24 protein-coding genes are annotated in these 22,218 nt (G+C 59.2%); 11 read left to right on the top strand and 13 right to left on the bottom strand.

From position 1 onward, the window contains the following. Nucleotides 1–88: 88 nt before the first annotated feature. The 10 genes from GCE01_RS02435 to aat all read right to left on the bottom strand — a co-directional run bounded on the left by GCE01_RS02435 (nucleotide 89) and on the right by aat (nucleotide 12,300). Nucleotides 89–778: an ATP12 family protein gene (locus GCE01_RS02435; protein WP_099210686.1), complete on the bottom strand. Its 690-nt coding sequence runs from the start codon at nucleotides 776–778 to the stop codon at nucleotides 89–91. Beyond that, a complete protein-coding gene (locus GCE01_RS02440; protein WP_099210688.1) occupies nucleotides 775–3,348 on the bottom strand; it encodes an AsmA family protein in 2,574 nt (857 codons plus the stop codon). Before GCE01_RS02440 ends, GCE01_RS02435 begins: the two co-directional genes overlap by 4 nt. Continuing rightward, nucleotides 3,345–4,337, bottom strand: coding sequence for an RluA family pseudouridine synthase (locus GCE01_RS02445; RefSeq protein WP_086634390.1), 993 nt, complete (start codon nucleotides 4,335–4,337; stop codon nucleotides 3,345–3,347). Before GCE01_RS02445 ends, GCE01_RS02440 begins: the two co-directional genes overlap by 4 nt. Continuing rightward, complete coding sequence (locus tag GCE01_RS02450; RefSeq protein ID WP_099210690.1) at nucleotides 4,334–5,746, bottom strand: replication-associated recombination protein A; 1,413 nt, start codon at nucleotides 5,744–5,746, stop codon at nucleotides 4,334–4,336. The genes GCE01_RS02445 and GCE01_RS02450 overlap by 4 nt, the downstream gene beginning before the upstream one ends. A gap of 77 nt (nucleotides 5,747–5,823) precedes the next feature. Further along, nucleotides 5,824–9,054 (bottom strand): YhdP family protein, encoded by a 3,231-nt coding sequence (locus tag GCE01_RS02455; protein ID WP_099210692.1) that lies wholly within the window; start codon nucleotides 9,052–9,054, stop codon nucleotides 5,824–5,826. Nucleotides 9,055–9,118: 64 nt separating this feature from the next. Continuing rightward, nucleotides 9,119–9,604 carry a thioredoxin-dependent thiol peroxidase gene (gene bcp, locus GCE01_RS02460; protein WP_099211111.1) on the bottom strand — a complete coding sequence of 162 codons (486 nt, stop codon included), beginning with the start codon at nucleotides 9,602–9,604 and terminating at the stop codon, nucleotides 9,119–9,121. Nucleotides 9,605–9,664: 60 nt separating this feature from the next. Then, nucleotides 9,665–10,051: a hypothetical protein gene (locus GCE01_RS02465; RefSeq protein ID WP_046899957.1), complete on the bottom strand. Its 387-nt coding sequence runs from the start codon at nucleotides 10,049–10,051 to the stop codon at nucleotides 9,665–9,667. Nucleotides 10,052–10,193: 142 nt separating this feature from the next. Beyond that, nucleotides 10,194–10,766 (bottom strand): hypothetical protein, encoded by a 573-nt coding sequence (locus GCE01_RS02470; RefSeq protein WP_099210694.1) that lies wholly within the window; start codon nucleotides 10,764–10,766, stop codon nucleotides 10,194–10,196. Continuing rightward, on the bottom strand, nucleotides 10,763–11,641 hold the full coding sequence (locus GCE01_RS02475; RefSeq protein WP_099210696.1) for a hypothetical protein: 879 nt from the start codon (nucleotides 11,639–11,641) through the stop codon (nucleotides 10,763–10,765). Before GCE01_RS02475 ends, GCE01_RS02470 begins: the two co-directional genes overlap by 4 nt. Beyond that, nucleotides 11,641–12,300: a leucyl/phenylalanyl-tRNA--protein transferase gene (gene aat / locus GCE01_RS02480; protein WP_099210698.1), complete on the bottom strand. Its 660-nt coding sequence runs from the start codon at nucleotides 12,298–12,300 to the stop codon at nucleotides 11,641–11,643. Before aat ends, GCE01_RS02475 begins: the two co-directional genes overlap by 1 nt. Before the next feature lie 92 nt (nucleotides 12,301–12,392). On the opposite strand from aat, the gene GCE01_RS16775 reads away from it, so the two are divergent. Beyond that, nucleotides 12,393–12,560, top strand: a complete 168-nt coding sequence (locus tag GCE01_RS16775; RefSeq protein WP_157091174.1) for a hypothetical protein — start codon at nucleotides 12,393–12,395, stop codon at nucleotides 12,558–12,560. A 3-nt stretch (nucleotides 12,561–12,563) separates the two neighbouring features. Here the strand turns inward: GCE01_RS16775 and GCE01_RS02485 are convergent, their stop codons facing one another. Both GCE01_RS02485 and GCE01_RS02490 read right to left on the bottom strand, forming a co-directional pair. Then, nucleotides 12,564–12,956 (bottom strand): MAPEG family protein, encoded by a 393-nt coding sequence (locus GCE01_RS02485; protein WP_232309097.1) that lies wholly within the window; start codon nucleotides 12,954–12,956, stop codon nucleotides 12,564–12,566. A gap of 31 nt (nucleotides 12,957–12,987) precedes the next feature. Next, nucleotides 12,988–13,821, bottom strand: coding sequence for an EcsC family protein (locus GCE01_RS02490; protein WP_086634383.1), 834 nt, complete (start codon nucleotides 13,819–13,821; stop codon nucleotides 12,988–12,990). A 120-nt stretch (nucleotides 13,822–13,941) separates the two neighbouring features. Here GCE01_RS02490 and GCE01_RS02495 point away from each other — a divergent pair, with 120 nt between their 5' ends. After that, a complete protein-coding gene (locus GCE01_RS02495) occupies nucleotides 13,942–14,457 on the top strand; it encodes a hypothetical protein (RefSeq protein ID WP_099210700.1) in 516 nt (171 codons plus the stop codon). Between the two features lie 15 nt (nucleotides 14,458–14,472). Here GCE01_RS02495 and GCE01_RS02500 read toward each other — a convergent pair whose 3' ends face one another. Continuing rightward, nucleotides 14,473–14,889: an EVE domain-containing protein gene (locus tag GCE01_RS02500; protein WP_099210702.1), complete on the bottom strand. Its 417-nt coding sequence runs from the start codon at nucleotides 14,887–14,889 to the stop codon at nucleotides 14,473–14,475. 148 nt (nucleotides 14,890–15,037) lie between these two features. Between GCE01_RS02500 and ccmC the strand changes: the two genes are divergently transcribed. From ccmC to GCE01_RS02540, 9 genes are all read left to right on the top strand, one after another. Next, nucleotides 15,038–15,799 carry a heme ABC transporter permease CcmC gene (ccmC, locus tag GCE01_RS02505; RefSeq protein WP_086634380.1) on the top strand — a complete coding sequence of 254 codons (762 nt, stop codon included), beginning with the start codon at nucleotides 15,038–15,040 and terminating at the stop codon, nucleotides 15,797–15,799. Further along, complete coding sequence (locus tag GCE01_RS16655; RefSeq protein ID WP_143412318.1) at nucleotides 15,796–15,963, top strand: heme exporter protein CcmD; 168 nt, start codon at nucleotides 15,796–15,798, stop codon at nucleotides 15,961–15,963. The genes ccmC and GCE01_RS16655 overlap by 4 nt, the downstream gene beginning before the upstream one ends. Beyond that, nucleotides 15,960–16,463, top strand: coding sequence for a cytochrome c maturation protein CcmE (ccmE, locus tag GCE01_RS02510; protein ID WP_064273832.1), 504 nt, complete (start codon nucleotides 15,960–15,962; stop codon nucleotides 16,461–16,463). The genes GCE01_RS16655 and ccmE overlap by 4 nt, the downstream gene beginning before the upstream one ends. Before the next feature lie 8 nt (nucleotides 16,464–16,471). Then, complete coding sequence (locus GCE01_RS02515; protein WP_099210704.1) at nucleotides 16,472–18,451, top strand: heme lyase CcmF/NrfE family subunit; 1,980 nt, start codon at nucleotides 16,472–16,474, stop codon at nucleotides 18,449–18,451. Between the two features lie 12 nt (nucleotides 18,452–18,463). Beyond that, nucleotides 18,464–19,018 carry a DsbE family thiol:disulfide interchange protein gene (locus GCE01_RS02520; protein WP_046899968.1) on the top strand — a complete coding sequence of 185 codons (555 nt, stop codon included), beginning with the start codon at nucleotides 18,464–18,466 and terminating at the stop codon, nucleotides 19,016–19,018. Then, nucleotides 19,018–19,476, top strand: coding sequence for a cytochrome c-type biogenesis protein (locus GCE01_RS02525; RefSeq protein ID WP_099210705.1), 459 nt, complete (start codon nucleotides 19,018–19,020; stop codon nucleotides 19,474–19,476). The genes GCE01_RS02520 and GCE01_RS02525 overlap by 1 nt, the downstream gene beginning before the upstream one ends. A gap of 4 nt (nucleotides 19,477–19,480) precedes the next feature. Continuing rightward, nucleotides 19,481–20,221, top strand: coding sequence for a c-type cytochrome biogenesis protein CcmI (ccmI, locus tag GCE01_RS02530; RefSeq protein ID WP_099210707.1), 741 nt, complete (start codon nucleotides 19,481–19,483; stop codon nucleotides 20,219–20,221). Further along, a complete protein-coding gene (locus GCE01_RS02535; protein ID WP_046899971.1) occupies nucleotides 20,218–20,502 on the top strand; it encodes a hypothetical protein in 285 nt (94 codons plus the stop codon). The genes ccmI and GCE01_RS02535 overlap by 4 nt, the downstream gene beginning before the upstream one ends. A 198-nt stretch (nucleotides 20,503–20,700) precedes the next feature. After that, nucleotides 20,701–22,107 carry a class II fumarate hydratase gene (locus tag GCE01_RS02540; protein WP_099210709.1) on the top strand — a complete coding sequence of 469 codons (1,407 nt, stop codon included), beginning with the start codon at nucleotides 20,701–20,703 and terminating at the stop codon, nucleotides 22,105–22,107. Nucleotides 22,108–22,218 lie beyond the last annotated feature (111 nt).

Here is a 22,218-nt window from a genome sequence, read left to right on the forward strand (position 1 = left end):
CCTGTGGAAGCCAGTCACTAATCATCTCGTTCTGTCACAGCGCCAGATGCGCCCCGATTATGGCAAGATCATGCCCTAAACCGGGAAATCAGGTGTTTTGGGCCAACTTTAGAAACTGAATGGTTTCCGCAGCATCTTTTTCCCGAATTGCCATGATGCGAATCAGCTCATCGTCCTGTCCCCAGACCAGAAGTTGCTGCCGTTCATCAGCATTCGCGACAAAAACCGCCTCTTCCAAGCTGATCGCGTCGTAAAGCAGCGCCAGAGATAGCAGCAGACTTCCAAAACACTGTGTCAGCACCCCTAGGGCCGCGAGCTCCGCTTCTCCCTGCCGGGATAGCAGACGCTCCAGCCCCGTCACGTAATCGCCAGACTGCGTTACAGGCATAAGCCCGTCTGTTACTTCCGGACGAATGCCCTGCGTCGCCAGCCAGGCAAAGACGCGCTCCACTGTCGAGTCGGCAGGACCTTTGCGATAGCAGAGCCCGTCATCCAGACCCAACCGTAGAAGCGCTTCCCGCGCCTCAATTAGATCCGGGCGAATCCGCTCGATCATGGTTCCGGCAACGCGGGTCATGGAAAGCTGTTCAGGCGTAAAGGAGGCATCCTTTGGAATAGCCTCCCATTCTGCCGCAATCGCCTGCGCCAGGGACTGCGAGGCAACGGCCAGTACAGTTCCCTGAGGAAGACGGATGGGCCGTCCGTCCAACTCAGGAGAGAACAACCCGTCGCGCTCCCCAACTGAAACGCTCTGCCAGAATCGTTTGCGGCTGCTCAATGGAGAACTCCCAGCGCGCGCAGAATGTCACCCGCTTTGTTGTGATGATGAGACTGCTCGGACGGCGGCGGTCCAGCCTGCCCTTCACGGGCAGCCGCAAGCGCGGCTGTGCAGGGATCAGCCGACGCTTCCCCACCAATCGAAAGCTGGAATCGGCCACCGGCATCCCTGTCCTGCTTCGCCTGTGGCGCAGACAAGGTGCCCGTTACGATAACAGGGGTGGAAGCACCGGCACCTTCGAAGTCAATACTGGGCACGAGATGCAACTGGATTTCCTGCGATCCCAGACGGACCTCACCATGCCCAGCCGTAGAGAACCGGCCAGACTGGAGCCCAATCGTGTCCAGCGTGGCCGTATCGTTGGCAAGCGCCATGTGCAGACCGATACAACGCAGTGGCCGCACTCCGCTTCCCAGAAGGGAATCCGCGCCTGGGCCAGCAATGCGGCCCAGGATCTGGCTGTCCACTTTCCCGTCCACCATGGAGACGCCCAGATGCCCGCTCAAAGACTGCCGCAAATCCTCGGCCGTCTGGCCCTGACCCGACACTTCCCCCACAAGCTGGACTGGCCCCTGAAGCAGCAATGGCAGCCCCAGCCCCTCTTCCAGAAGACCGATCGGGAGTACCAAAGGCTGGAACGTCAAATGAGTTGTGACCGGCAGATGGGATGCATCCAGATCGGCCTGTCCCGATAAGGTCAGTCCCTGCCCTTGTCCGGAAATCGGCTCAAGGCGCAGATGACCGTCTGACAGGGTCAGGTGCGTGGCAAGGTTGGTGTAGTCATGTCCATAGAACACAACCCGGTCGAGCGTCAGATGAAGGTCAAGGTCCTGGGCTCGCAGACGCTTGACCCATGAAGGCACAGCCGCACTCTCCACAACACCTGCGTCAGACACGGCGGGAACAGAAGACTGATCCTGCATCTGAACAGGCTGTGTCGCTGCTTTTTCTACGGTCCCCGTCGCTCCCGGAATAGTTGCAGGCGGAGCTTTCGCAGGCTGCTGAGCAGTTGCTTTCACATCCTTCAGCCAGACATCTCTCAGCGCATCCAGATCAAGCTGGGTTGCATGCAGATGCCCGTTAAGGAGCGGCGTAGAGTTTTCATCAGTCAGAAGATGAAGGGCGCCATCGAAGTCTGCCTCGCGGCTCTTGAAAGCCATATCATCCAGCGTGGCTTCACTCAGCCCTTTACTGCTGACCGTGCCCTGAAGTGAAACGTCATGCAAAAGAACGCGCGGCAGATGAAGCGCCTTAGCCCCGCCCTGCACCACGAGATGACTCTTCTCGGCTCCTACAGTGCCGGAGACCGTTACTTTGGCATCATCCTGAGCATTAATGGGCGGCGTCGCGCCTTCAACATTCAACGCGGTGGACAGAGACAGCGGCATGGACCGCAGTTCTGCCTCAACAGGTACTTCCGTATGGAAATGATCACGTCTTGCGAGATCAACCTGTTCGAGGGTCCCGGCTTTACCAAGGATTCTCCAACCCGTATCGCGCCACAGCACATCTGCGGCCACCGAAAGCGGCGCAGATGCTGCATCAGCATCAAGGTGCAGATTACTGACCGCTGTTCCACGAACCGTCAGACCCGCAACATGCAGATGGATGCGGCTGGGTGCCAGACTCGCCAGTAAGGCCCGCGCCTTTTCGGTCCAGGTCGCATTCGCCACTTGCCCGGCATCACCCTGCACCGTGATGTCTCCACCCAGTCCACGCATGTCAGGCAAGCTGGCATGAGGAAACAGGCGATGAGCATCCTGCAGATTAGGCCATTCTCCCTGCGCAGTCAGAACGAGGCCGCGCAGATTCGATGCATCATGAATCTGACCGTCCACATTCAGCCAGTCGCGCTTGGCATCCGTTCCAAGCGTCGAACCCAGGCTGAAAGTCCATGGCTTTGCGCCAGAGCGCAGAAGGGCCAGATCCCCCACATGCCCCTGCACCGTGAAGGGGGTTCCGCCGTGGCTCCCCTGCAAATTGATCCAAGGGCTTTGGCTTCGCAGACCAGCCAGATCCATCGTGCCGATCTGGAAGCTACCGCTCATTTTCTGAGCCTGGTCGCGCCAACTCACTGTGCTGTTCGTCAGATGCAGCGCATCCAGAGAAAGATCCCAGTGAGCCTGCACGCGCTCACCAACATGCTGTCGAACCGGCAACGGGGCCTCTGCGCCACCTGCGTCTGAACGCGATGGCTGACTGAACGTCCAGTTGGCATTCCCGTCCGCATCGCGCTCCAGTGAGAGCGTGGCGCCATCCACTACGAAATCCTGAAATCGGACCTCGCGGTGAAGAAGCGCCAGAACGGAAAGACCTGCATGCACGGTCCTGGCCTGAAACACCGGAGCCTGGCCTGGGCGCTGCAACACCAGATTGCGCGCCTCGAAAGACGGCCAGGGCAGGATCTGGATGGTGGAGCTTTTCACCACCATCGAAAGACCCGTCTCTTTTTTCAGAGCCTCGGCCACACGCTGGCGCAGCGCATCCTGATCAATCAGCTCATGTGCAGCAATGCTGACGCCCACGAAGGCAACGATGACCCCGATGAGCGCGCCAGTGAGTTTCCTCATTTTGCAGGCCCTCTGCTTCCCTTGATGCGCTTCGGCGCAGGTGTATCGCCCGGCACGAACCCAAGTGAACGGAACGTTTCACGCATATGCGGCGGCAGTGGTGCCGTCACGATCAGACGACCACCGGCCGGATGCGGAATATCCAGCTGACGGGCATGCAGATGCAGCTTGTCGATAAAGCCTTCCGGATGAGCGGTTTTCCCACCGTAGCGCGGATCACCCACAATCGGCGTGCCCAGAGACTCACAATGCACACGAAGCTGATGTGTCCGTCCCGTCAGCGGAGACAGGCCCAACCAAGAGAACTTCTTTCCCGCAGCGTCGATCGTCTCGTATTCGCTCTTGGCGGAAACCGCATCTTCTTCACCGCGGGACGCCGCCACGACAAGAGCAGCACCACCCGCACCAATTTTGGCCAGAGGCTGGTCAATAATGCCAGACGCCTGCGCCGGGCGGCCGACAACAATCGCCCAGTAGGTCTTACCAACATCACGCCCACGGAATGCTGCTGCCAGTTTGGCAGCGACACCAGGCGTACGCGCAATCAGGAGAATACCGGACGTGTCCCGGTCAATCCGGTGCACAAGGCGCGGACGGTCTTCGTCTTCCTTGCGCAAGCCGTCCAGCATCATGTCCACATGCTTGGTGATACCCGGGCCACCTTGCGTAGCCAGACCGGATGGCTTGTCCAGCACCAGAAGATGATCATCCTGATAGATCACCATCTTCTCGATTTCGCGCACCAGCATCGGATCTGGCGGCGGCAGCGGGGCCTGACGGGTCATGTCCGGCAGCGGCGGAATACGCACGCTCTGCCCAGGAGCAAGACGTGCGTTGCTCTGAACCCGGCCACCATCAACGCGGATCTGGCCTTTACGGCACAGCTTCTGGAGCGCGCCCTGGGTGAGATTGGGGTAGTGACGTCTGAACCAGCGATCGAGGCGCAGATCGGCTTCGTCTTCGGTTACAATGCGGTTGGAAACTTTCATGGATCGCGGGATGCCCTTTTGGCGGCCCGTATGTCCAGAAGTTTTCTGATACGGCCCTCGTAACCCCGGTCTGTCGGCTGATAGAGCGAGACCCGCTCCATGCCCTCCGGGAAATAATTCTGTCCCGAAAATGCGTCTTCGGAATCATGGTCGTACTCGTAGCCCTTCCCGTAGCCAATGTCTTTCATCAACGTTGTCGGGGCATTGAGAATATGAGACGGCGGCATGCGGCTTCCGGTCTCACGGGCCAGCTTCCGCGCCGCCTTGTAAGCCATATACACCGCATTCGACTTGGGCGCCGTCGCCAGATGAACCACGACCTGCGCCAGCGCCAGCTCACCTTCCGGCGACCCCAGCCGCTCGTAAGTCTGCCAGGCAGCTACGGCCATCGGCAGAGCGTTCGGGTCCGCCTGCCCAACGTCTTCCGCTGCAAACCGGGTCAGGCGACGGGCGATATACCGCGGATCTTCGCCACCTTCGAGCATCCGGGCGAACCAGTATAGCCCTGCATCCGGATCGCTTCCCCGCAGGGATTTGTGCAGTGCAGAAATGAGATTGTAATGCTCTTCCCGATCACGATCATACAGAATGGCCCGTCGGGACAGGATAGCCGCAAGATCTTTCGGGGTCAGTTCCCTGTCAGGGTCCAGAACAACCAGCTGCTCCACCATGTTCAACAGGTAGCGTCCATCGCCATCCGCCATTGCCCGAAGGCTGGCACGCGCCTCCCGATCCAGCGGCAGGCGATGGCCTACGTTTTTTTCCGCATGCGTCAGCAATGCTTCCAGACTGGCATCGTCCAACCGGTTTAGCACCAGAACCTGACATCGGGATAAAAGCGCGGCGTTCAGTGCAAAAGATGGATTCTCTGTTGTCGCCCCCACCAGCACGACCGTCCCGCGCTCGACATACGGCAGGAATCCATCCTGCTGCGCCCGGTTGAACCGATGGATTTCGTCCACGAAAAGCAACGTGCCACGGCCTGTTACTTCCTGACGCCGATCTGCCTCTTCAAAGGCTTTGCGCAGTTCAGCCACACCAGAAAAAACAGCCGAAATCTGTGCATAATGAAGATTGGCTTTGCCTGCCAACAGGCGCGCAATGGTCGTTTTGCCGCAGCCGGGCCCACCCCACAGGATGAGGCTGGACAATGTGCCCCGCGCAAGCATTCGCGTCAGAGTACCTTCTGGCCCCAGCAGATGATCCTGGCCGCGCACCTCTTCCAGAGTTTTCGGGCGCAGACGATCTGCGAGGGGCTGCGTCCGTGAAGGCGGACGAGCGGGTATTTTTGGAGCCTCAATAGGGCGGGGCGGTGAAGGCTGCCGAGCAGACTGCATGTTCCCACGGGACGGCGGCTCGCGCCCCGCAGGTCCGGGATTTGTCCCGAACAGATCTGTCATGTCCGCCATGGCTGCCTCCTGATACGGGAACGATCATAGAACTCCCGTACATATTTCGGAACAGCTGTGACTTTAAGGAAGAGCGCCTACTGGAGAATTTTCCGTAAAGCTCCAGGAAGAAGCATGGAAAGCGGATTGACGGTCAACTCAGGCTGACCAACGACACCCGTCACATCAAATGTTGCGGCCAATACACCGCCGCCCTTCTCTGGCGCCAGAATATGCCCGATCCCCGGTAGTTTCCCCGGCAGCGCGTTTAGGCCAAAGAGTGGCACAATAGTGCCATGCAGAGACAACGCTGACGTATCCAGATCCACCGGCCCTTCTACAGTGGCGCCAAGCGCCTGATTCCCGATTGTTCCATCGCGCAGAACGAGCTTTCGCCCTTCCAGAGCAATCTTCGTGGACACGTGGCTTACGCTAAAACGATCCGTGCGGCTTTGCGACCAGTGAAGCGGGGAAAGATCGGAAACGGCTGTCAGGGTAAAGGGCGGCTGCAGGAACTGGAACGGCCCGATTTCCAGCTGCCCCCGGAAGGGCGGAAGTCCCAGCCCAAGGCCCGACGTGCCAGCTTTCTCGCGCAGGAAATTCCCATCCAAATGTGCCGCGCCGCCGCCGATCCGATCATATAAGCCCAACCCTTTCAGCAGTGCTCCCAGATTGTCCACATCCAGAACGAAGGGCTGCCTCCGGCCTGTATCGGCCAGAACGGCTCTCACACGCGATGGGGCATCCAATGCAAATCGCCCGGATGTCAGGCTGCCGTTTCGCAGCTCAATATGCGACACGACGCCCCCAACCAGCCCTTTAGGACCAAAATAGACCCGCGGGGCGTGCAGATCGATGGACCAGGCATCGCCAACACCGGAAGTCTTGTCGGCGGCAGGGCTCCCTGCTTCGCGTGACGCAGCTTCTGCCGCATCCCGGGCAGCCTTGCGCGAGGCCGGATCGAAGAGTGGCGCAAGATCCAGCGGATCAGCGTCCAGAGCGATCTGAATGGGAGCGGACGGCTCCTTCGGTAACATAATCTGGGCGTCACCTTCGCTTCGGCCCAGACGGAATCCTTCAATAATGATGCTGCTTAAACGTCCAGCCTGCGTTACGCCGCGACCTGCGACAGAAAGCGTCTGACCATGCGCCTGCAACCCATCCAGCGCCACCATGTCATGGCCCCGAAAGCCAATATGGGCAGCCGCAACAGCTGCCTCCCCTTCAGGCTTGGTCCAGACCGGAACAGTAATTCCGGCCTTCTCCATGTTCAGGGAAAGAGCAAGATCCGCAAGCGTATCAGCATGCTCAATGTAATGCGCTGAAAGCGTGGCCTGCCCCGTGAACAAACCCGCCGGCACAAGATGCGACTTCACTGCAGACAGGGGGTCCAGAAGCGCCGTTGCACGAATATCCTGCAACACCCTTCCCGGCGCTCCCTGCTGGAAATTTTCATCCAGCGCGACATGAACAGGGATACCTGACAACCGCCCATCCCCTGTCAGGTTCAGGCCGTTTTCCGTCGCCCCCAGTGTGCCGGACGCTCCATCAACAGGCCGCCCCATCAGAACATTGCCCAGATGCACATTGGCGAATGAGGCTTTGGCCTGAACATGAATGTCACTGTTTTTGAGACGCGCCGTCAGCGGCAGCGTTAGCCGAGCCTCCGCATCAATAGTCCCCGAAGGCTCCGTGAACGGAAGCGGATGCCGTGACAGAAGATGCAGCCTGGGATGAGAGAGAATATCCCGAAAAGCCGCGACCGATCCCTGAAGATGGGTTTTGATGTCCCCTGTCGTCGGACCTTTCTCGTAAAGATTGCCAATGCGCACCTGACCGTCAGGAATGCTGATGTTTCCATCTGGCGTGGCCTGCTGACCATGCTCCAGATCAAGAACCAGCGTATCAAATCCATCAAACCCGAGACGTGCATCAATCCCCGTCGCGGGCGGCACAGGCCGCAGCCAGTGCACGGTCAGGTCATGGCCCAGCAACTGGCCATCCATGCTGGTGGGGAGGATGTGCGACAGCCCATCGCTCGTATGAAGATGGGTTCGGACCATCAGGTCCCGGCCCTGCCCGCTGGTGATGTTAGCAGCGATCCATTTCCGCCCGCCCTTGATGATACCAGCAGGCCAAACGCTCCCGAGCGTCGCAAAATCAAACCCATCAAGACTGGCCGTCGCATCTCCATCCAGCACATGAATATGCTGGAGATCATCGACGGTCAGATCAGCAGTCGCATGAAGGTGCGTCAGGGCATTATTGGTATCAGCAAGCGTCAGCGAACAGTCAGGAACGGAAAGCCTTGCAGCGCCCTCTGTCCCAGGTTTTGCCATAACCAGATGAAGGGATGCCTTGCCGTCACGCAGATCAACGGGCAGCGCTTCTTTCTGCGCAACATGCCCGGCTCCAAGGGCAACTTGCATCTCAATGCTGGCTGGAAGCTCTCCCATGCCATGAGGCACGACATGAATATCCGCACCCACTGTGAGGGGAACGTCCCATGCCGCCAGAGCCGGGGCAAACATACTTAACCCGGACGGTCGGAACGTCGTAGACGTCAGATGCCACTGGCCAGTGGTCGCGGATGTCTGTCCGCCTTTTGCCGTCAGAAGCGTCTGGAATGGTCCAACGCGCACGGAACTGCGCCACCAACCATTCCATAGGTAATCATGAGACGCAGCAGCGACTTTCAGCCGCTGCCCGTGTGCTTCAATCGGCCCCAATAGCAGTCGTTGTCCATTGGGAAGCCCTAGCAGCGTAATGCTGACGTTCTTGAGGTCCAGGGCCGCCAATCGGTCCATCTGTGTCGGAACACCGCGGCCGCCGTGTTTCTGGGATGGCAGATCCAGATCGACATCGCCATTCGGCTGACGACGCAAAACCAGCGTGACATCCTGCAGGCGCAATCTGCGCGGGGCGATGATGCCGTGCAGAAGCGGGGCAAGTGCCAGAACCGTATCGGCCTCACCGGCCTGTTCGGCAGGCGTTCCATCCAGCCGGGCAACCGTCAGCCCGCGTGCTTCAAGCATCAGCCCCGCAGAAATACCACCTGAGCTTGGTTGCCATTGAACACGCAGCCGGGACCACGAAAGGCGCCCCGCGGGATGCCCCGGCTTTTTGCCTGCGACGACAGACACCGGCTCAATGAGACGTGAAACCGCAGTGATATCGACCGGCCCATGCGCCAGCTTCCACAACAGGACAGCCGACAGCGCGCCTGCCACGGCGACAGGAGCAACAAAGGCAATGCAGGCCCACCGTGCAACATGCAGATGACGGGGCAAATGAAACGGGCCAGGTGTGTAAGGATCAGGGAGGGCCATGACTGGTATGCCGGGAAGCCTCCGGCGTTCTCCCTGTCTGTGAAAGAGATGGCTGGAGAGGCTCTCAGGCCCCTGAGGTCAGGCTCCGGAAAGCTTCTGCCACCAGGGCAGAGTGCTCAGCAGGCTTAACTTTGCGCCAGATATGACGGATTACGCCGCTCCCATCCACCAGAAAGGAACTGCGTTCCATACCCATGTAGGTGCGGCCATACATGGATTTCTCAACCCACGTACCATAGGCCTCAGCCACCACATGGTCTTCATCCGACGCCAACGGGAACGTCAGTGAGTACTTTGCAGCAAAGCGTTCGATTTTTGAGACGGCGTCCGGGCTGACACCAACAATGGTGAGGCCTTCACTGTCAAAAGCCGGCAGGTTCTCCTGAATGGAGCAGGCCTGCGTCGTACAGCCGGGCGTGTCAGCTTTCGGATAGAAATAAAGCAGATATGGCTTACCCTTCAGCGCATCGCTGCTGACGGTACCGCCTCCTGAGACGGGAAGCGAAAACGCAGGGGCCTGGTCGCCCACCTGAAGAGCATGATCTGTCATAAGCACCATGATTGCCTGACACCCTTCGCCCGATCAAGGCGGACGAAGGGTAAAAAGGGCTCAGTATTGCGGATAAACCACAACTGGCGGCGGCGGAGCATAAACGACCGGCGGCGGTGGCGCATAAACCACGCGTGGCGGCGGGGCGTACACGACCGGCGGTGGTGGCGGACCATAAGAGTTGCTCAGCATAGCGCCACCAACAGCACCGATTGCCAGACCACCTAGAATGCCACCGACGACGGCACCGGTATTTCCACGATGACCGCCACGATGCCAGCCCGGTCCCGGGCCATAATATCCACGCCCTGGGCCACCGTATCCGGGGCCGCCATATCCGCCATGCCAATGAGCTTCAGCGGCGGGAACTACGGCATTCGGGGCAACTACTGCCGTGCCGATCAGCAGGGGCGCAGCCAGAAGGACTGCACGGGTGATGCGACGCATGGCAAATCTCCTCATTACGTCAGACGGGGGATCAGAAGAGATCCTGTCCGTCCTGTGAGAAGAAATCTGCCACACGAAAATGGCAGGAAAAGGCAACAATCATGGCAAGATTTTCTCAAATTATGACTATTGCCCGCCCCTCTCAGTGCTTCAGGTCAATCCGGTGATAACCGGCTGGTGGATCAAAGAGTTCTGCTGACTGAGACGCTCGATTTACCGAGGCAGCCTGTACCACAAGCCGTCCGCTCTGGGTCGCGCCGAGCAGCAGACCATCCGCCGTGTAACAGAAGTCTGTGGGCTTGTTGTCCGTGTCCGCGGCTTCCCAGATGACACACGGCTCCCCAGCAATTGTGGCCGGACCGACCTGTTTCCACACCCCTGGCGCAGGTGTTCCCGGAGCGGAAAACGATTCGCCCGGGGCCCCGGTAACCGTGGCAGTTTTCAGAGCCGTATCCAGAACCATCAGACGATGAAGCCGGTAATCCGTCAGCATGACCGTTGCGGCCCCTTCCGGATCAACGCGCTGACGCCACATCTGCGAGTTCCAGCGCATCCGCTGGTGAAGATGCTGCCCTCCCGGCCCCACCATGACGTAATCGATATCCGCATCGTGCATCGGTGTGACAAAGGGGGCCGTCATGGTGTCAGCAGCGTTCGCTGCGCCGACTACGAGAACAGCCAAGGTAAAGGCGGCGACCAGAGAAATACGCTTCATTCTTTCATGCCACCGTTTACTGGTCCGCTTGGCGGCTGATCAGGTGAGGAGACCGTTCCGTCGCCAGCCGAATCATTAGGAACAGATGGCTGGGTTGTATCCTGTGACGGCGCAACCTGCCCTGGCAAAAGCGTTGGAGCCGCAGGACCTGACGTTTCCGCAGGAGTACCTTCTGCCGCAATATGACCCGGCGTCTGCACACTGGAATCGCCTGCAGCGCCACCTTCCGGCACAGGAGACGGGGTTAGTGTGTTCGCCTGATTGCTGGCTCCCCCCTGACGGCGAGACGCCGTGCGGGGCGTAATTTCCTGGAAACCAGCCGGGGGCTGGAACGTCGCGGTAGGGAGATCCCCGTAGGACAGGCTTACAGCGCGGATAGAGCCCGAGGCACCATCGGCATCCACACCATCCTCGGCGAGAATGACACCATCATCCGTCACGCAGGCCGAAGCTTTGCCATGGGCTGTCTGGATATCCCAATGATCACAGACGGCCCCGGCAATCGGCTCTTTACCGCCCTTGGTGTACTTCATGCCCAGATCCAGCATGAACGGATTATGCAGTCCGTGCTGGGGACGAATATGTGCGTACAGTTTGCGCGGCACCATCACGAGCGTCACGACCTGCCCCGGCCGGTCCAGAATCGTGATGCCTTGCCCATCTGCTGAGTCGATCCGCAGCAGATCACCCGAGCCTGAGAAATAGACCTTCACATCGCCGCCCTGAGAGGCCGGAGCAGACAGGTGATAGGTCACGGTCGCATCACGCGCTGGCGCCAGTCTCGGATGGTCATCAGCGAGAGCCGATCCGCCACTGCCTGCGAGAAGCAGGCCAATGAGAAGAGCAGACTGATGCCGCCGGAGGAATGAAATCATCAGGATTCTCCTGGATGTGGGCGCAGAGACGCGATGTCATCGCGCAGGGCGTGCAGACTGAAATCATCCGGCCAGATGGTACGGACAGTCAAAGCCTGGTTCAGCAGCGCCAGATAATCTGCCGCCGGGATACCGATGCCCCCAAGCGTTGTCAGATGGGGAGTGGTATATTGCGTATCCAGAAGGCGATACCCTCCCTTTCGCAATCCTGCAACGAGATGAACCAATGCAATCTTGGAAACATCACGCTGGCGGGAAAACATGCTCTCCCCGAAAAATGCTCCGCCAAGGGCAACGCCATACAGCCCCCCGACTAGGGTACCGTCGTCCCAGACTTCGATCGAATGCGCAAAACCACGCTGATGCAGAGCGCCATAGAGGTCACAGATTTTCGGGCTGATCCATGTTTCCTCCCGGCCCGGCGCAGGGTCTGCACAGGCCAGCATGACATCTCCAAAGGCCCGATCCGATGTAACCTGAACCTTGCCGGACCGGATCGTACGCATCAGTTTGCGGGGAACAATCATTGCGTCGAGCGGAAGTACTCCACGCTCCTCTGGAAAATACCAGCTGAGCTCATCACTGTCCCGATCAGGGGCCATCGGGAAAATCCCCGAGGCGTAAGCATCCAGCAGGATTTCAGGCGTAATGTCAGACATCCGGTTTCTGCTTCGCGTCGCACATGGGGGATTATTCACCTTTCTGTACCCGGATGTGGTACATAGTACTCCAATCTCGATGGAGTACTGCATTGCCTATAGCGTTTGTTTATCTGATCTGTCTGATTCCGCTCGGGCTCGCACGCTTCCTGCTCCCTGAAGCTGACGGCCTGCTGATGGCCCTCGTCAAAATCTGTTTTGCAGGAATTGTGTTCTGGGGCCTGCTGGACTTCTGGCGCCTTCGCCCCAAGCGAAGCTGATCGTCAGATCAGTCCGCCCAGAACCAGAAACAGCCCGATCATAGACACACCCCAGATCAAACTGCGGATGCTTCCCAGACCCAGGGCATAGGCTGGAATATAAGCCAGTCGCCCCAGGAAGTAGAGGCCTGCTCCCCAGGTCACCAGACTTCCGTCCCGACCGGCCACATGGGCCACAAGGACTGCCCCGATAAAGATCGGGAGCGTCTCCTGAAAATTTGCCTGTGCCCGCCGCATTCTGGCGGCAACGCCTGTGTATCGCGGGGCTTCGCCATCCCGGTTACTCGTGGCCCACTGCACACCATCCTGCCTGCGGCAGGCAGCTGACGTCAGAAACAGCTGCACGACAGCCAGAACCAATGTGAAACTCAGCCAGACAAGACTGCTCGGCATCATATTTCCAGCTTTCGTTCAGCGCCCTGAAAAATCAGGAAAAAGTTTCCGATGCGGCACCTGAGCGAATGTCCACTGCAGCTTCGTGAACAGCGCGACCGTGAGTGCGCTCCAGACGACGGATCGTGAAATGTGCCCGCGCAAGTGCGCGATAATGGGCGAGGAAGGCAGCGTTAAGCGAAGCACCACAGAGCGCACCTGCAACAGGAACCATCTGCAACGCGAACTTCCGCGACAGGCCAATTCCATAATGAGAGGCCACTTCGGAAATCAGCATCACGACCGGGCGTCCACGCAGCAAAGCACGCGCGGAGAAGAACCCGAGCTCCCCATCGTCCTCTTCCTGACGGGCAGGGAAAGTTTTGAGTGCAAACACTTCAAGGCACGCGCGGCGTGTTCCCTCATCACGCAGGTCTTCACCCTCTTCTCGGGCAATCCGCGCGATTTCCCGCATGATGGTCAGGGTTGTGAACCCGACGTCAGGGGCCAGTCCAAAAATTCCACCAAACCCGCCGACGGCGCCCGACACGGCAACAGCAGCCTGTCCGGCGTTCTCACGCCACGGTTCACGAACGAGCGGGACGTCATTCTTGATCCCGACAATTGCAATATTGAAAGCACGTTCAATCGCGATTTCAGCCGTCTTCTGAATTTTCTGTTGCACCGTGGGCGCAAGGCCGAGACCTTTCATCCCGAGTCGCGCAGCCTGCCCGACGGCTCCTCCCATCAGATCCGCCAGACGGACAAGGACACCACGCCCCTGTTCGACGCGTTCCAGCACGGACTGAAGCTGGGCCAACGAGTCCCCGTCCAGCGCCAGTGATGCAAATTCGCTACTCGGAAGCTGCGAGCCATTCTCTACGGTCATGACGATCAAAACTCCTGTTCGTAAGACCTGAAACCGTTTACCCGATAGCAGGTTTCATATCGCATCACGAAAGCCCCCTGCTTGACGGGTGCCCCGGCCGGGTGTGGAGAAGGACATATTATGAAAACATTTTCCCGCTGGATCCTGTCTGCCCCGCTGGTAGCCAGCCTCCTTGTGACAGCAGCCACACCGGCTCTGTCCGCTCCACATCATGCCCATCGTAGCCACAGTACAGCCGATCTGCCACAGATCCCGCCGTCAACGGCGCATCAGCTGAACAACCCGCCAGAGAAGAACCTGACGCCGGCCCAGCAGGTTGCACTACCCGACGGTGGAGCGCCGCCGCCGCCGCACGGCTATGTTGCCGTGGAAGACTCCGAGGAAAGACTCGCAAATTTCAGCGGTGAAGTGCGGACGCATCTTCCTGTCGGCATGCCGGGCACCAATGCTGAGCAGAAAACCAACGGCACAAACAACCTGCCGTCCCACTTCAGCATTTTCGGTATGCCGGTGAAGTTCAACGCCCCCGTTACGGCACCCTATCACAGCGAAGATCTTCCTCTGACCTACGCCGGGCACCCGTCCAACGGGCAGACAAATGTTCTCGTCAACGGGGATGCGTCAGACATTCACTAACCCGTAACGGGTCCGTCAGGCGCGGACCCACCCGCCGATTTTCGTCAAATGCCGGAACTCCTGCTCCGTCACCGGGGCGACAGAAAGGCGGGATTGCCTGAGAAGAGCCATCTCTTCCAGAGCCGGATCTGCCTTGATCTGAGCCAGGGTTACCGGAGTCGTGAAAGCACCATTCGCCTTCACATCCACGCAAACCCAACGCGGATCGTCCGCAGTCGGGTCCGGATAAGCCTCTTTCACGACCCTGACGACACCAACGATCTGCTTTTCGCTCACCGAATGATAGAAAAACGCCAGGTCATCCGTCTTCATGGCCGCAAGATTGTTCCGCGCCTGATAGTTGCGAACGCCGGTCCATGGTTCGATGTCATTACGAACCTGTTCATTCCACGAAAAGGCTTCGGGTTCGGATTTTATCAGCCAGTACGCCACGTCTTTCTCCTGCGGAAAGTTCCCATTTCGCGCTCATTTCCGTGAAACGTGATAACAGTCATAGGAACAATGGGACAATGCGCCCCTTCCGAATGCGTGGGGTTCGGACTATTTCAAGTAGAAATATTTCTCCGAGTTGAGAGTTCCCGTGCGCCCTACGCCCAATCTGCTCCATCGTTATGCCAATCCGGGGCAATTCCTGCGTCTGGCCCGTGCGCTTCAGCCGTGGCTATCCACAGGTGCGATCATCTTCCTGACCGTCGGCATTGTCTGGGGCCTCTTCTTCGCTCCCGCTGACTGGCAACAGGGCGAGACAGTCCGGATCATGTATGTGCATGTCCCGATGGCCTGGCTTGCGTCCTCCTGCTACCTTGGTCTCGCTGTCTGCGGGCTTCTCTCCCTCGTGTGGCGGCATCCACTGGCGGATCTCGCCGCCATCGAAATTGGCCCGGTCGGGGCCTGCGCAGCCGCTCTTTGCCTCATCACAGGCTCCCTCTGGGGACAGCCGATGTGGGGCACCTGGTGGGTATGGGACGCGCGCCTAACGTCGGTGCTCGTGCTGTTTTTTCTATATTTAGGGCACATCGCCCTGATCCGGGCCTTCGATGAACCTGCCCGTGGACAGCGCGCCGCTGCCATTCTGGCACTGGCCGGCGCCATCGATCTGCCGATCATCAAGTTCAGCGTTCAATGGTGGAATACGCTGCATCAGCCGGACAGCATCACGCTGACCGGTGCACCGACCATGTCTATGACGATGCTCTGGCCGCTTCTCATCACAACCATCGGCTTCACACTTGGTGTCGCCGCTGTCATTTTCGCCCGGCTGAGTGCCGCAATCCACGAGAGCCGCGCGCGTCAGCTGATGGCACGCTCCAGGCTCAACCGTCCGGACAGGTCCGCAGCATGATGCACCTTCCCAATCACTGGCCCTATATCGCCGCAGCTTATGGTCTCACCATCGGCTGCTCGCTGGTTCTCGGTATCGGCGCGGCTTTGCGCCTGCGCCGCGCCAAAGCCAGGCTGGCGGCCGTCGAAAGCCAGCTCCGTCACCGTGAAAGCTCTGCATCATGACCCGCAAGACACGTCGCCTGTGGATTGTCATCGCCTGCCTCGCCTGCATCAGTTCCGCGGCAGCACTGACGCTGAGGGCCTTCTCGTCCAACATCGTGTTCTTCATGGCCCCGTCTCAGGTCAAGGCGCACCCCCCGGCGCCTGATCGCACGATCCGCCTGGGCGGAATGGTCGTTGCGGGCTCACTGCACCGCATCACGGAACACGACGCCCCGGTAAACTCCTTCAACGTGACGGATGGTCAGGCTTCAGTCGAAGTTCACTACACCGGTATCCTTCCTGACCTTTTCCGCGAAGGCCAGAGCGTCGTGGCACTCGGCACGGTGCAGAAGGATGGTGGTTTCACGGCCAGTGAAGTGCTCGCCAAACATGATGAGACCTACATGCCCAAAGAAGTGGCCGAAGAACTGAAGCGTACCGGCAAGTGGGACCCACGCTTTGGTAAAGCCCCTGACGCGGCAAGCTGGGACACCATGACAGCCAAGAAAACCGGAGGCTGAACGCCATAATGTTTGGACCAGAACAGGGCCATTTTGCCCTGGCCCTCGCCTGCGTTCTCGCACTCATTCAGTTTGTCGTTCCCCTCTGGGGCGCTCACAAGCGCAATGCCCGCCTTGTCGCCATGGCGCCTTTTCTCGCGGTTTCACAGCTTTTCGCTCTGGCCATCTCTTTCTTCAGCCTGATCATTTGCGCCGTTCGGGATGATTTCTCCGTCCAGAATGTCGCGGCAAACTCCGCTGCCTCCAAACCGCTGCTGTATAAAATCACGGGCGTCTGGGGGAACCATGAAGGGTCCGTTCTGCTCTGGACCCTGATCCTCGGCGTCTGCGGCGCAGCCGTATCGACATTTGGACGCAATCTCCCAGACATTCTCCGTGGCCGCGTTCTGGCCGTTCTTGGCGGTGTTTCAGCCGGATTCCAGCTTTTCTGCCTTCTGACCTCCGACCCATTCGACCGTGTTTTTCCGGCTCCCATGGATGGTCAGGGCATGAACCCGCTGCTTCAGGACCCCGGCCTCGCCTTCCATCCGCCCATTCTCTACACGGGCTATGTTGGCTTTGCCGTCCCATTTGCGTTTGCAGTTGCCGCTTTGCTTGAAGGCCGAGTAGATGCCGCGTGGGGCCGCTGGGTTCGCCCTTGGGCCGTAGCGGCCTGGTGCTTCCTGACCTGCGGCATCGCACTTGGGTCCTGGTGGTCTTATTATGTGCTGGGTTGGGGCGGCTACTGGTTCTGGGACCCGGTTGAGAACGCTTCGCTCATTCCGTGGCTGACCGGAACCGCACTCGTTCATTCCGCCATCGTCGTAGAAAAGCGCGAGGGCCTGAAAATCTGGACGGTTCTGCTGGCTATTGCGACATTCTCATTCTCCCTGTCCGGCACATTCCTCGTCCGTTCAGGTATTCTGAATTCAGTCCATGCCTTCGCGAATGATCCGGCCCGTGGCGTGTTCATTCTGGCACTTCTGGCTCTGGTTATCGGCGGTTCACTCGCGCTCTTTGCATGGCGCGCACCGTCTTTGACATCTGGCGGCCTGTTCTCGCCTGTCTCGCGAGAAGGCTCGCTCGTTCTGAACAATATCCTGCTGTGCTCGATCTGTGCGGTTGTTGTGACAGGCACGATGTACCCGCCATTCATGCAGCTTCTGGCAGGGCGCACCATTTCAGTGGGCAAGCCCTTCTTCGATGCGGCAACCATCCCGCTCACAATTCCGCTCCTTCTGGCCATGGGCGTCGGAACAGCGCTTCCGTGGAAACGGGCGCAACTGGCACGAACATTCTCCCACCTGTTTGTCGCGGCCATTCTCGCGGCCATCGGCCTGGTCCTGTGTTTCTGGAAATTTTCCGGAGCATTGCCTATCGCCTGTGGCGCTCTGGCGATCTGGGTCATGGCGGCCTCCGTTACGGATGTTCTGCGCCGCATTGGCCTTGGTCATTCCAGCCGCAGTGAGATGCTGGCGCGCGCCAAGAGCCTTCCCCGCTCAAGCTGGGGAGCAGCGCTGGCACATATCGGTGCGGGCATTACCGTGCTGGGTCTGTGTGGAATGTCTGGTGCCCAGCATGCGATCGTAGAGATCCACGTTGGCGAGACCCGCAGCCTTGCTGGTGATGACTGGACGCTCGTCAACGTTCATGACTATGCCGGGCCGAATTACCGCGCGATGCAGGCAGATATTGCCGTACGCCACAACGGCAAACTGGTCACGATGCTGCATCCGGAAAAGCGGGACTTCACCACACAGAACCAGACCACAACGGAAGTCGCGATCCATACGAACTTCATCACGGATCTTTATGGCGTCGTGGGAGACCGGCACGGAACGGGCGCCGATGCGACCTATGTGCTACGTCTGCACAAGAACCCGCTTGCCCCGTGGATGTGGCTTGGCGGGCTTGTTATGGCCATCGGCGGAGCGTTCTCGCTCTCGGATCGTCGTCTGCGCGTTGGCGCACCGAAGCGGTCTGCCGCACGGACCATGGCCAAAGCCTGAGGAGAGACACGCATGAATGCAACACGACGCGGCCTCCTGACGGCCCTTCCGATTGTTGGCGCTGGCGTTCTGGGCGTCGGGTTCTGGAAAATGCTGCAAGGAATGGAAAGCGGCGGCTTTGACCCGCGGGCCATCAAAAACCCAAATGTCGGCCGCCCTATTCCTGAATTCGCCATGCCGGGTCTGCCCGGGCTGGGTGACGGATTTACGGATAAGGAGCTGAAGGCTGAAACACGCCCGGTTCTGGTAAATTTCTTTGCGTCCTGGTGCATTCCCTGCGTTCAGGAAATGCCTGGCCTACGATCCATTTCCCGCAATATGCCCATCTGGGGCATCGCATATGAAGACAAGCCAGAAAATGCGAGCGCCTTTGTTCAACGTGATGGCACGCCTTATGCCCGCGTGGCTTCTGACAGACATGGCCGCGTCGCAATCGACTGGGGTGTAACAGGCGTTCCCGAAAGCTTTCTTGTCGCCCCCGGCGGCCGGATTCTTTGGCATGGCAGTGCCGCTCTCGATCCGCAAATCTACGACGCGGAAATCCGGCCAAGGCTTGCAGGACTATGATGAAACGTCTGTCTGCCCTGCTGCTTGCTGTGGCACTGGCGGGAGGCGGCATCGCTCTCGCAGTTGATGACCCGTCAGAAATGCTCCCCAATTCAGTGCAGGAAAAGCGTGCGGAAGCCATCGGTGCTCACCTCCGCTGCCTCGTCTGTCAGAATGAGAGCATCGAAGACAGCAGTGCACCGCTGGCCCGCGATTTGCGCAAAGTTGTTCGCGAGCAGGTCGCGGCGGGGAAGTCTGACCAGCAGATCATGGACTGGATGGGCGATCGCTATGGCGAATTCATCCGTCTGGCTCCCCAGTTTTCATGGTCTACAGCCCTGCTTTGGCTGATGCCTGCTCTGGCTCTGGTGGCCGGTCTTGTTATTGCGTGGCGTGCGACGAGAAGTCGCATCGTTACACCTGTGCCGCTCTCGGATGATGAGCGTGCACGCCTGGATGCCCTGTCGGGCCGGGAGTAAAGTCTTGTTCTGGTTGGGAATCCTGAGTGTTGCAGCTATCACGCTGCTACCGGCCCTTTATGGCCTCCGCCGCCTCCGCCGCCGCGTGGACGCGCGGGACTCTGCTTTGACGCTCTATCGCGGCCAGCTCGCCGAACTCGATCGGGACCGGGATCTGGGTCTCGTCAACGGAGATGAATACGGGGCAGCCCGCATCGAGGTCCAGCGGAGGCTTCTGGCTGCCGACGAATCTTCCGCCACACCAGACCTGAAAGATGCAACGGCCCGTTCGAAGCGTTTTCTCCCCCTTCTGGCCGTTGGTCTTGGCATCCCGGTTGCAGCATTTGCGCTGTATATCGTGAACGGGCACCCGTCCCTGCCGCCACAGCCTCTAAGCGCCCGTCAGGTCAAGCCAGACGCTAAAGCCATGGTCATGATCCAGAAGCTTCAGGCGCAGGTCGCCACGATTCCAAAGGACAATCCGACCTACGAGACAGGTCATGTCCTGCTGGGTCAGATCGAGGCGCGCGCTGGCCTGACCTCAGAAGCAATCGCTGACTGGAAATCGGCTCTGGACATTCATTTCACTCCAGAGCTTGCAATCCAGCTCGCAGAACTCCAGACCCTGAAGGACGGGCACATTTCCGCGAGCAGTCTTGATCTGTATCGCCGTGCCCTGGCGGCCGCCCCGGCTGATGCGCAATGGCGCCTGGCTGTGGAAGCGCGGATCGCCGTCGGTGAACATGAGGAGAATCACGGCCAATGATGGAACCCCTTTCCACAGCCGTCACAATCTGTCCGGTCTGCCGGCAAAAAATCCGGTCGACCGCAGAACACTGTCCGAACTGCGGTGCTGAACGTCATTTTGGCCCCCGGATGATCGAATCCGCCATCTGTGCCTTCGCAGGGATGGTTCTGCTTTCAGCCGTTTCGACCATGCTCCTCCCGATCTCCCTGTGGACGATCGTCTTTGCGGCCGCAGGTCTTTGCGCGGGTTTTCTGTTCTCCCACAATCGCTTCGGTGGGGATCGCTGGCTCGGCCGTTAAAGGCCGACATCTCAGTCAGCAGTTGTCTGTGCTTCAAGCGGAAGCGCCATCTGCTGATTGTCTGCGTCCGACAATGCTGGGGAACGTTTTTCACGCGCCCAGCCTCATCTGCACCCCTTCCCCTGTTTTCCCCCCGATCCTTCTGGGATAGTTTCCGCGCAGGCATGAACTCCGTCCTGCAGGAAAGCTCCAGACCGCATGAGCCGTATTGAAACCGATGGCATGGGCCAGATTGAAGTTGCTGATGATGTTCTGTGGGGTGCTCAGACACAGCGTTCCCTGAAGTATTTCAGCATCGGCCGCGAACTGATGCCGCAGGAAATGATCGAGGCTTATGCGATCATGAAGCGTGCCTGCGCCTCGGCCAATGCAGCCAGTGGTCGTCTGTCTCAGGATCGCGCGGATCTGATCCATACCGTCTGCGATGAGATCATGACCGGGCAGCATAACGGGATGTTCCCGCTCCATGTCTGGATGACGGGCTCTGGCACGCAGTTCAACATGAACGTCAATGAAGTCATCGCAAACCGGGCCAGCCAACTCACGGGTCAGCCGTTGGGTAGCAAGACACCATTGCACCCGAACGACCACGTCAACATGGCGCAGTCCACCAACTGCAACTTCCCAACCGCCATGCACATTGCGACTGTTCTGGGTGTACATCGCCGCCTCATTCCTGCCCTCACCAGACTGCGGGATGCCATCGCTGCCAAAGCTGAAGAATGGAAGGATCTGGTCAAGGTTGGCCGCACGCATCTTCAGGATGCTGTCCCCATTACGCTTGGTCAGGAATGGCATGGCTACGCCGGGATGCTGACAGACAACATCGCACGCCTTGAAGCAGCCCGTGATGGCCTCCTCCCGTTGGCTCTCGGCGGAACGGCGCTCGGCACTGGCGTGAATACAGATCCCGGATTTGACACCCGTGCCTGTGGAGAAATCGCGCATCTGACGCAACTGGGCTTCACGGCTGGCGAAAACAAATTCGCCCTTCAGGGCGCGCACGATGCGCTGGTCCACCTGTCGGGTTGCCTGCGGACTGCGGCGGGAAGCCTGTTCAAAATCGCCAATGACATCCGCCTGCTGGCCTGCGGCCCTCGTGCCGGTTTCGGCGAACTGCTGCTGCCAGAAAACGAGCCGGGCTCTTCCATCATGCCTGGCAAAATCAACCCAACACAGGCTGAAGCCCTGTCCATGCTGGCCCTGCAGGTCATGAGCAATGATGTGGCGGTTGGCCTGGGTGGCGCGTCCGGCATGATCGACATGAACGTGTACAAGCCACTCATGATCCACAACATTATGCAGGGCATCACGCTCCTTCATGACGGGTCAGAGAACTTCCGTCAGCATCTTGTCGAAGGTATTCGCGCTAACGAAGACAAACTGAAGCAGGATCTGGACCGCTCCCTCGTTCTTGTTACGGCGCTTTCTCCCGCCATTGGATACGACAAGGCCGCACAGGTCGCCCATCATGCCATGGAAAAGAACCTGAGCCCGAAGGAAGCTGCTCTGAAACTGGGCTTCATGACAGCCGATGACTATGATCGCGTTGCCAATCCGCGGCTGATGCTGTCTCCCAACATCAAGGCGCCTCAGGGCCAGTAACAAGACGATACCGGCCCCGCATGACGAAAACTTCATGCGGGGCCGGTGGCAGACGAGCATCCGTGCTGGTAGGGCAGAAACAACCCTGCAATTCTCATCGGAGATGACAGA

It is taken from the genome of Gluconobacter cerinus, from assembly GCF_002723935.1.
Classification (GTDB): Bacteria; Pseudomonadota; Alphaproteobacteria; order Acetobacterales; family Acetobacteraceae; genus Gluconobacter; species Gluconobacter cerinus.

Bases quoted from the DNA above. Each gene is read 5' to 3' on its own strand.
- GCE01_RS02440 (WP_099210688.1), bottom strand. From the start codon at position 3,348: ATGAGGAAACTCACTGGCGCGCTCATCGGGGTCATCGTTGCCTTCGTG.
- GCE01_RS02445 (WP_086634390.1), bottom strand. From the start codon at position 4,337: ATGAAAGTTTCCAACCGCATTGTAACCGAAGACGAAGCCGATCTGCGC.
- GCE01_RS02450 (WP_099210690.1), bottom strand. From the start codon at position 5,746: ATGGCGGACATGACAGATCTGTTCGGGACAAATCCCGGACCTGCGGGG.
- GCE01_RS02455 (WP_099210692.1), bottom strand. From the start codon at position 9,054: ATGGCCCTCCCTGATCCTTACACACCTGGCCCGTTTCATTTGCCCCGT.
- bcp (WP_099211111.1), bottom strand. From the start codon at position 9,604: ATGACAGATCATGCTCTTCAGGTGGGCGACCAGGCCCCTGCGTTTTCG.
- GCE01_RS02465 (WP_046899957.1), bottom strand. From the start codon at position 10,051: ATGCGTCGCATCACCCGTGCAGTCCTTCTGGCTGCGCCCCTGCTGATC.
- GCE01_RS02470 (WP_099210694.1), bottom strand. From the start codon at position 10,766: ATGAAGCGTATTTCTCTGGTCGCCGCCTTTACCTTGGCTGTTCTCGTA.
- GCE01_RS02475 (WP_099210696.1), bottom strand. From the start codon at position 11,641: ATGATTTCATTCCTCCGGCGGCATCAGTCTGCTCTTCTCATTGGCCTG.
- aat (WP_099210698.1), bottom strand. From the start codon at position 12,300: ATGTCTGACATTACGCCTGAAATCCTGCTGGATGCTTACGCCTCGGGG.
- GCE01_RS02485 (WP_232309097.1), bottom strand. From the start codon at position 12,956: ATGATGCCGAGCAGTCTTGTCTGGCTGAGTTTCACATTGGTTCTGGCT.
- GCE01_RS02490 (WP_086634383.1), bottom strand. From the start codon at position 13,821: ATGACCGTAGAGAATGGCTCGCAGCTTCCGAGTAGCGAATTTGCATCA.
- GCE01_RS02495 (WP_099210700.1), top strand. From the start codon at position 13,942: ATGAAAACATTTTCCCGCTGGATCCTGTCTGCCCCGCTGGTAGCCAGC.
- GCE01_RS16655 (WP_143412318.1), top strand. From the start codon at position 15,796: ATGATGCACCTTCCCAATCACTGGCCCTATATCGCCGCAGCTTATGGT.
- ccmE (WP_064273832.1), top strand. From the start codon at position 15,960: ATGACCCGCAAGACACGTCGCCTGTGGATTGTCATCGCCTGCCTCGCC.
- GCE01_RS02515 (WP_099210704.1), top strand. From the start codon at position 16,472: ATGTTTGGACCAGAACAGGGCCATTTTGCCCTGGCCCTCGCCTGCGTT.
- GCE01_RS02520 (WP_046899968.1), top strand. From the start codon at position 18,464: ATGAATGCAACACGACGCGGCCTCCTGACGGCCCTTCCGATTGTTGGC.
- GCE01_RS02525 (WP_099210705.1), top strand. From the start codon at position 19,018: ATGAAACGTCTGTCTGCCCTGCTGCTTGCTGTGGCACTGGCGGGAGGC.
- GCE01_RS02535 (WP_046899971.1), top strand. From the start codon at position 20,218: ATGATGGAACCCCTTTCCACAGCCGTCACAATCTGTCCGGTCTGCCGG.
- GCE01_RS02540 (WP_099210709.1), top strand. From the start codon at position 20,701: ATGAGCCGTATTGAAACCGATGGCATGGGCCAGATTGAAGTTGCTGAT.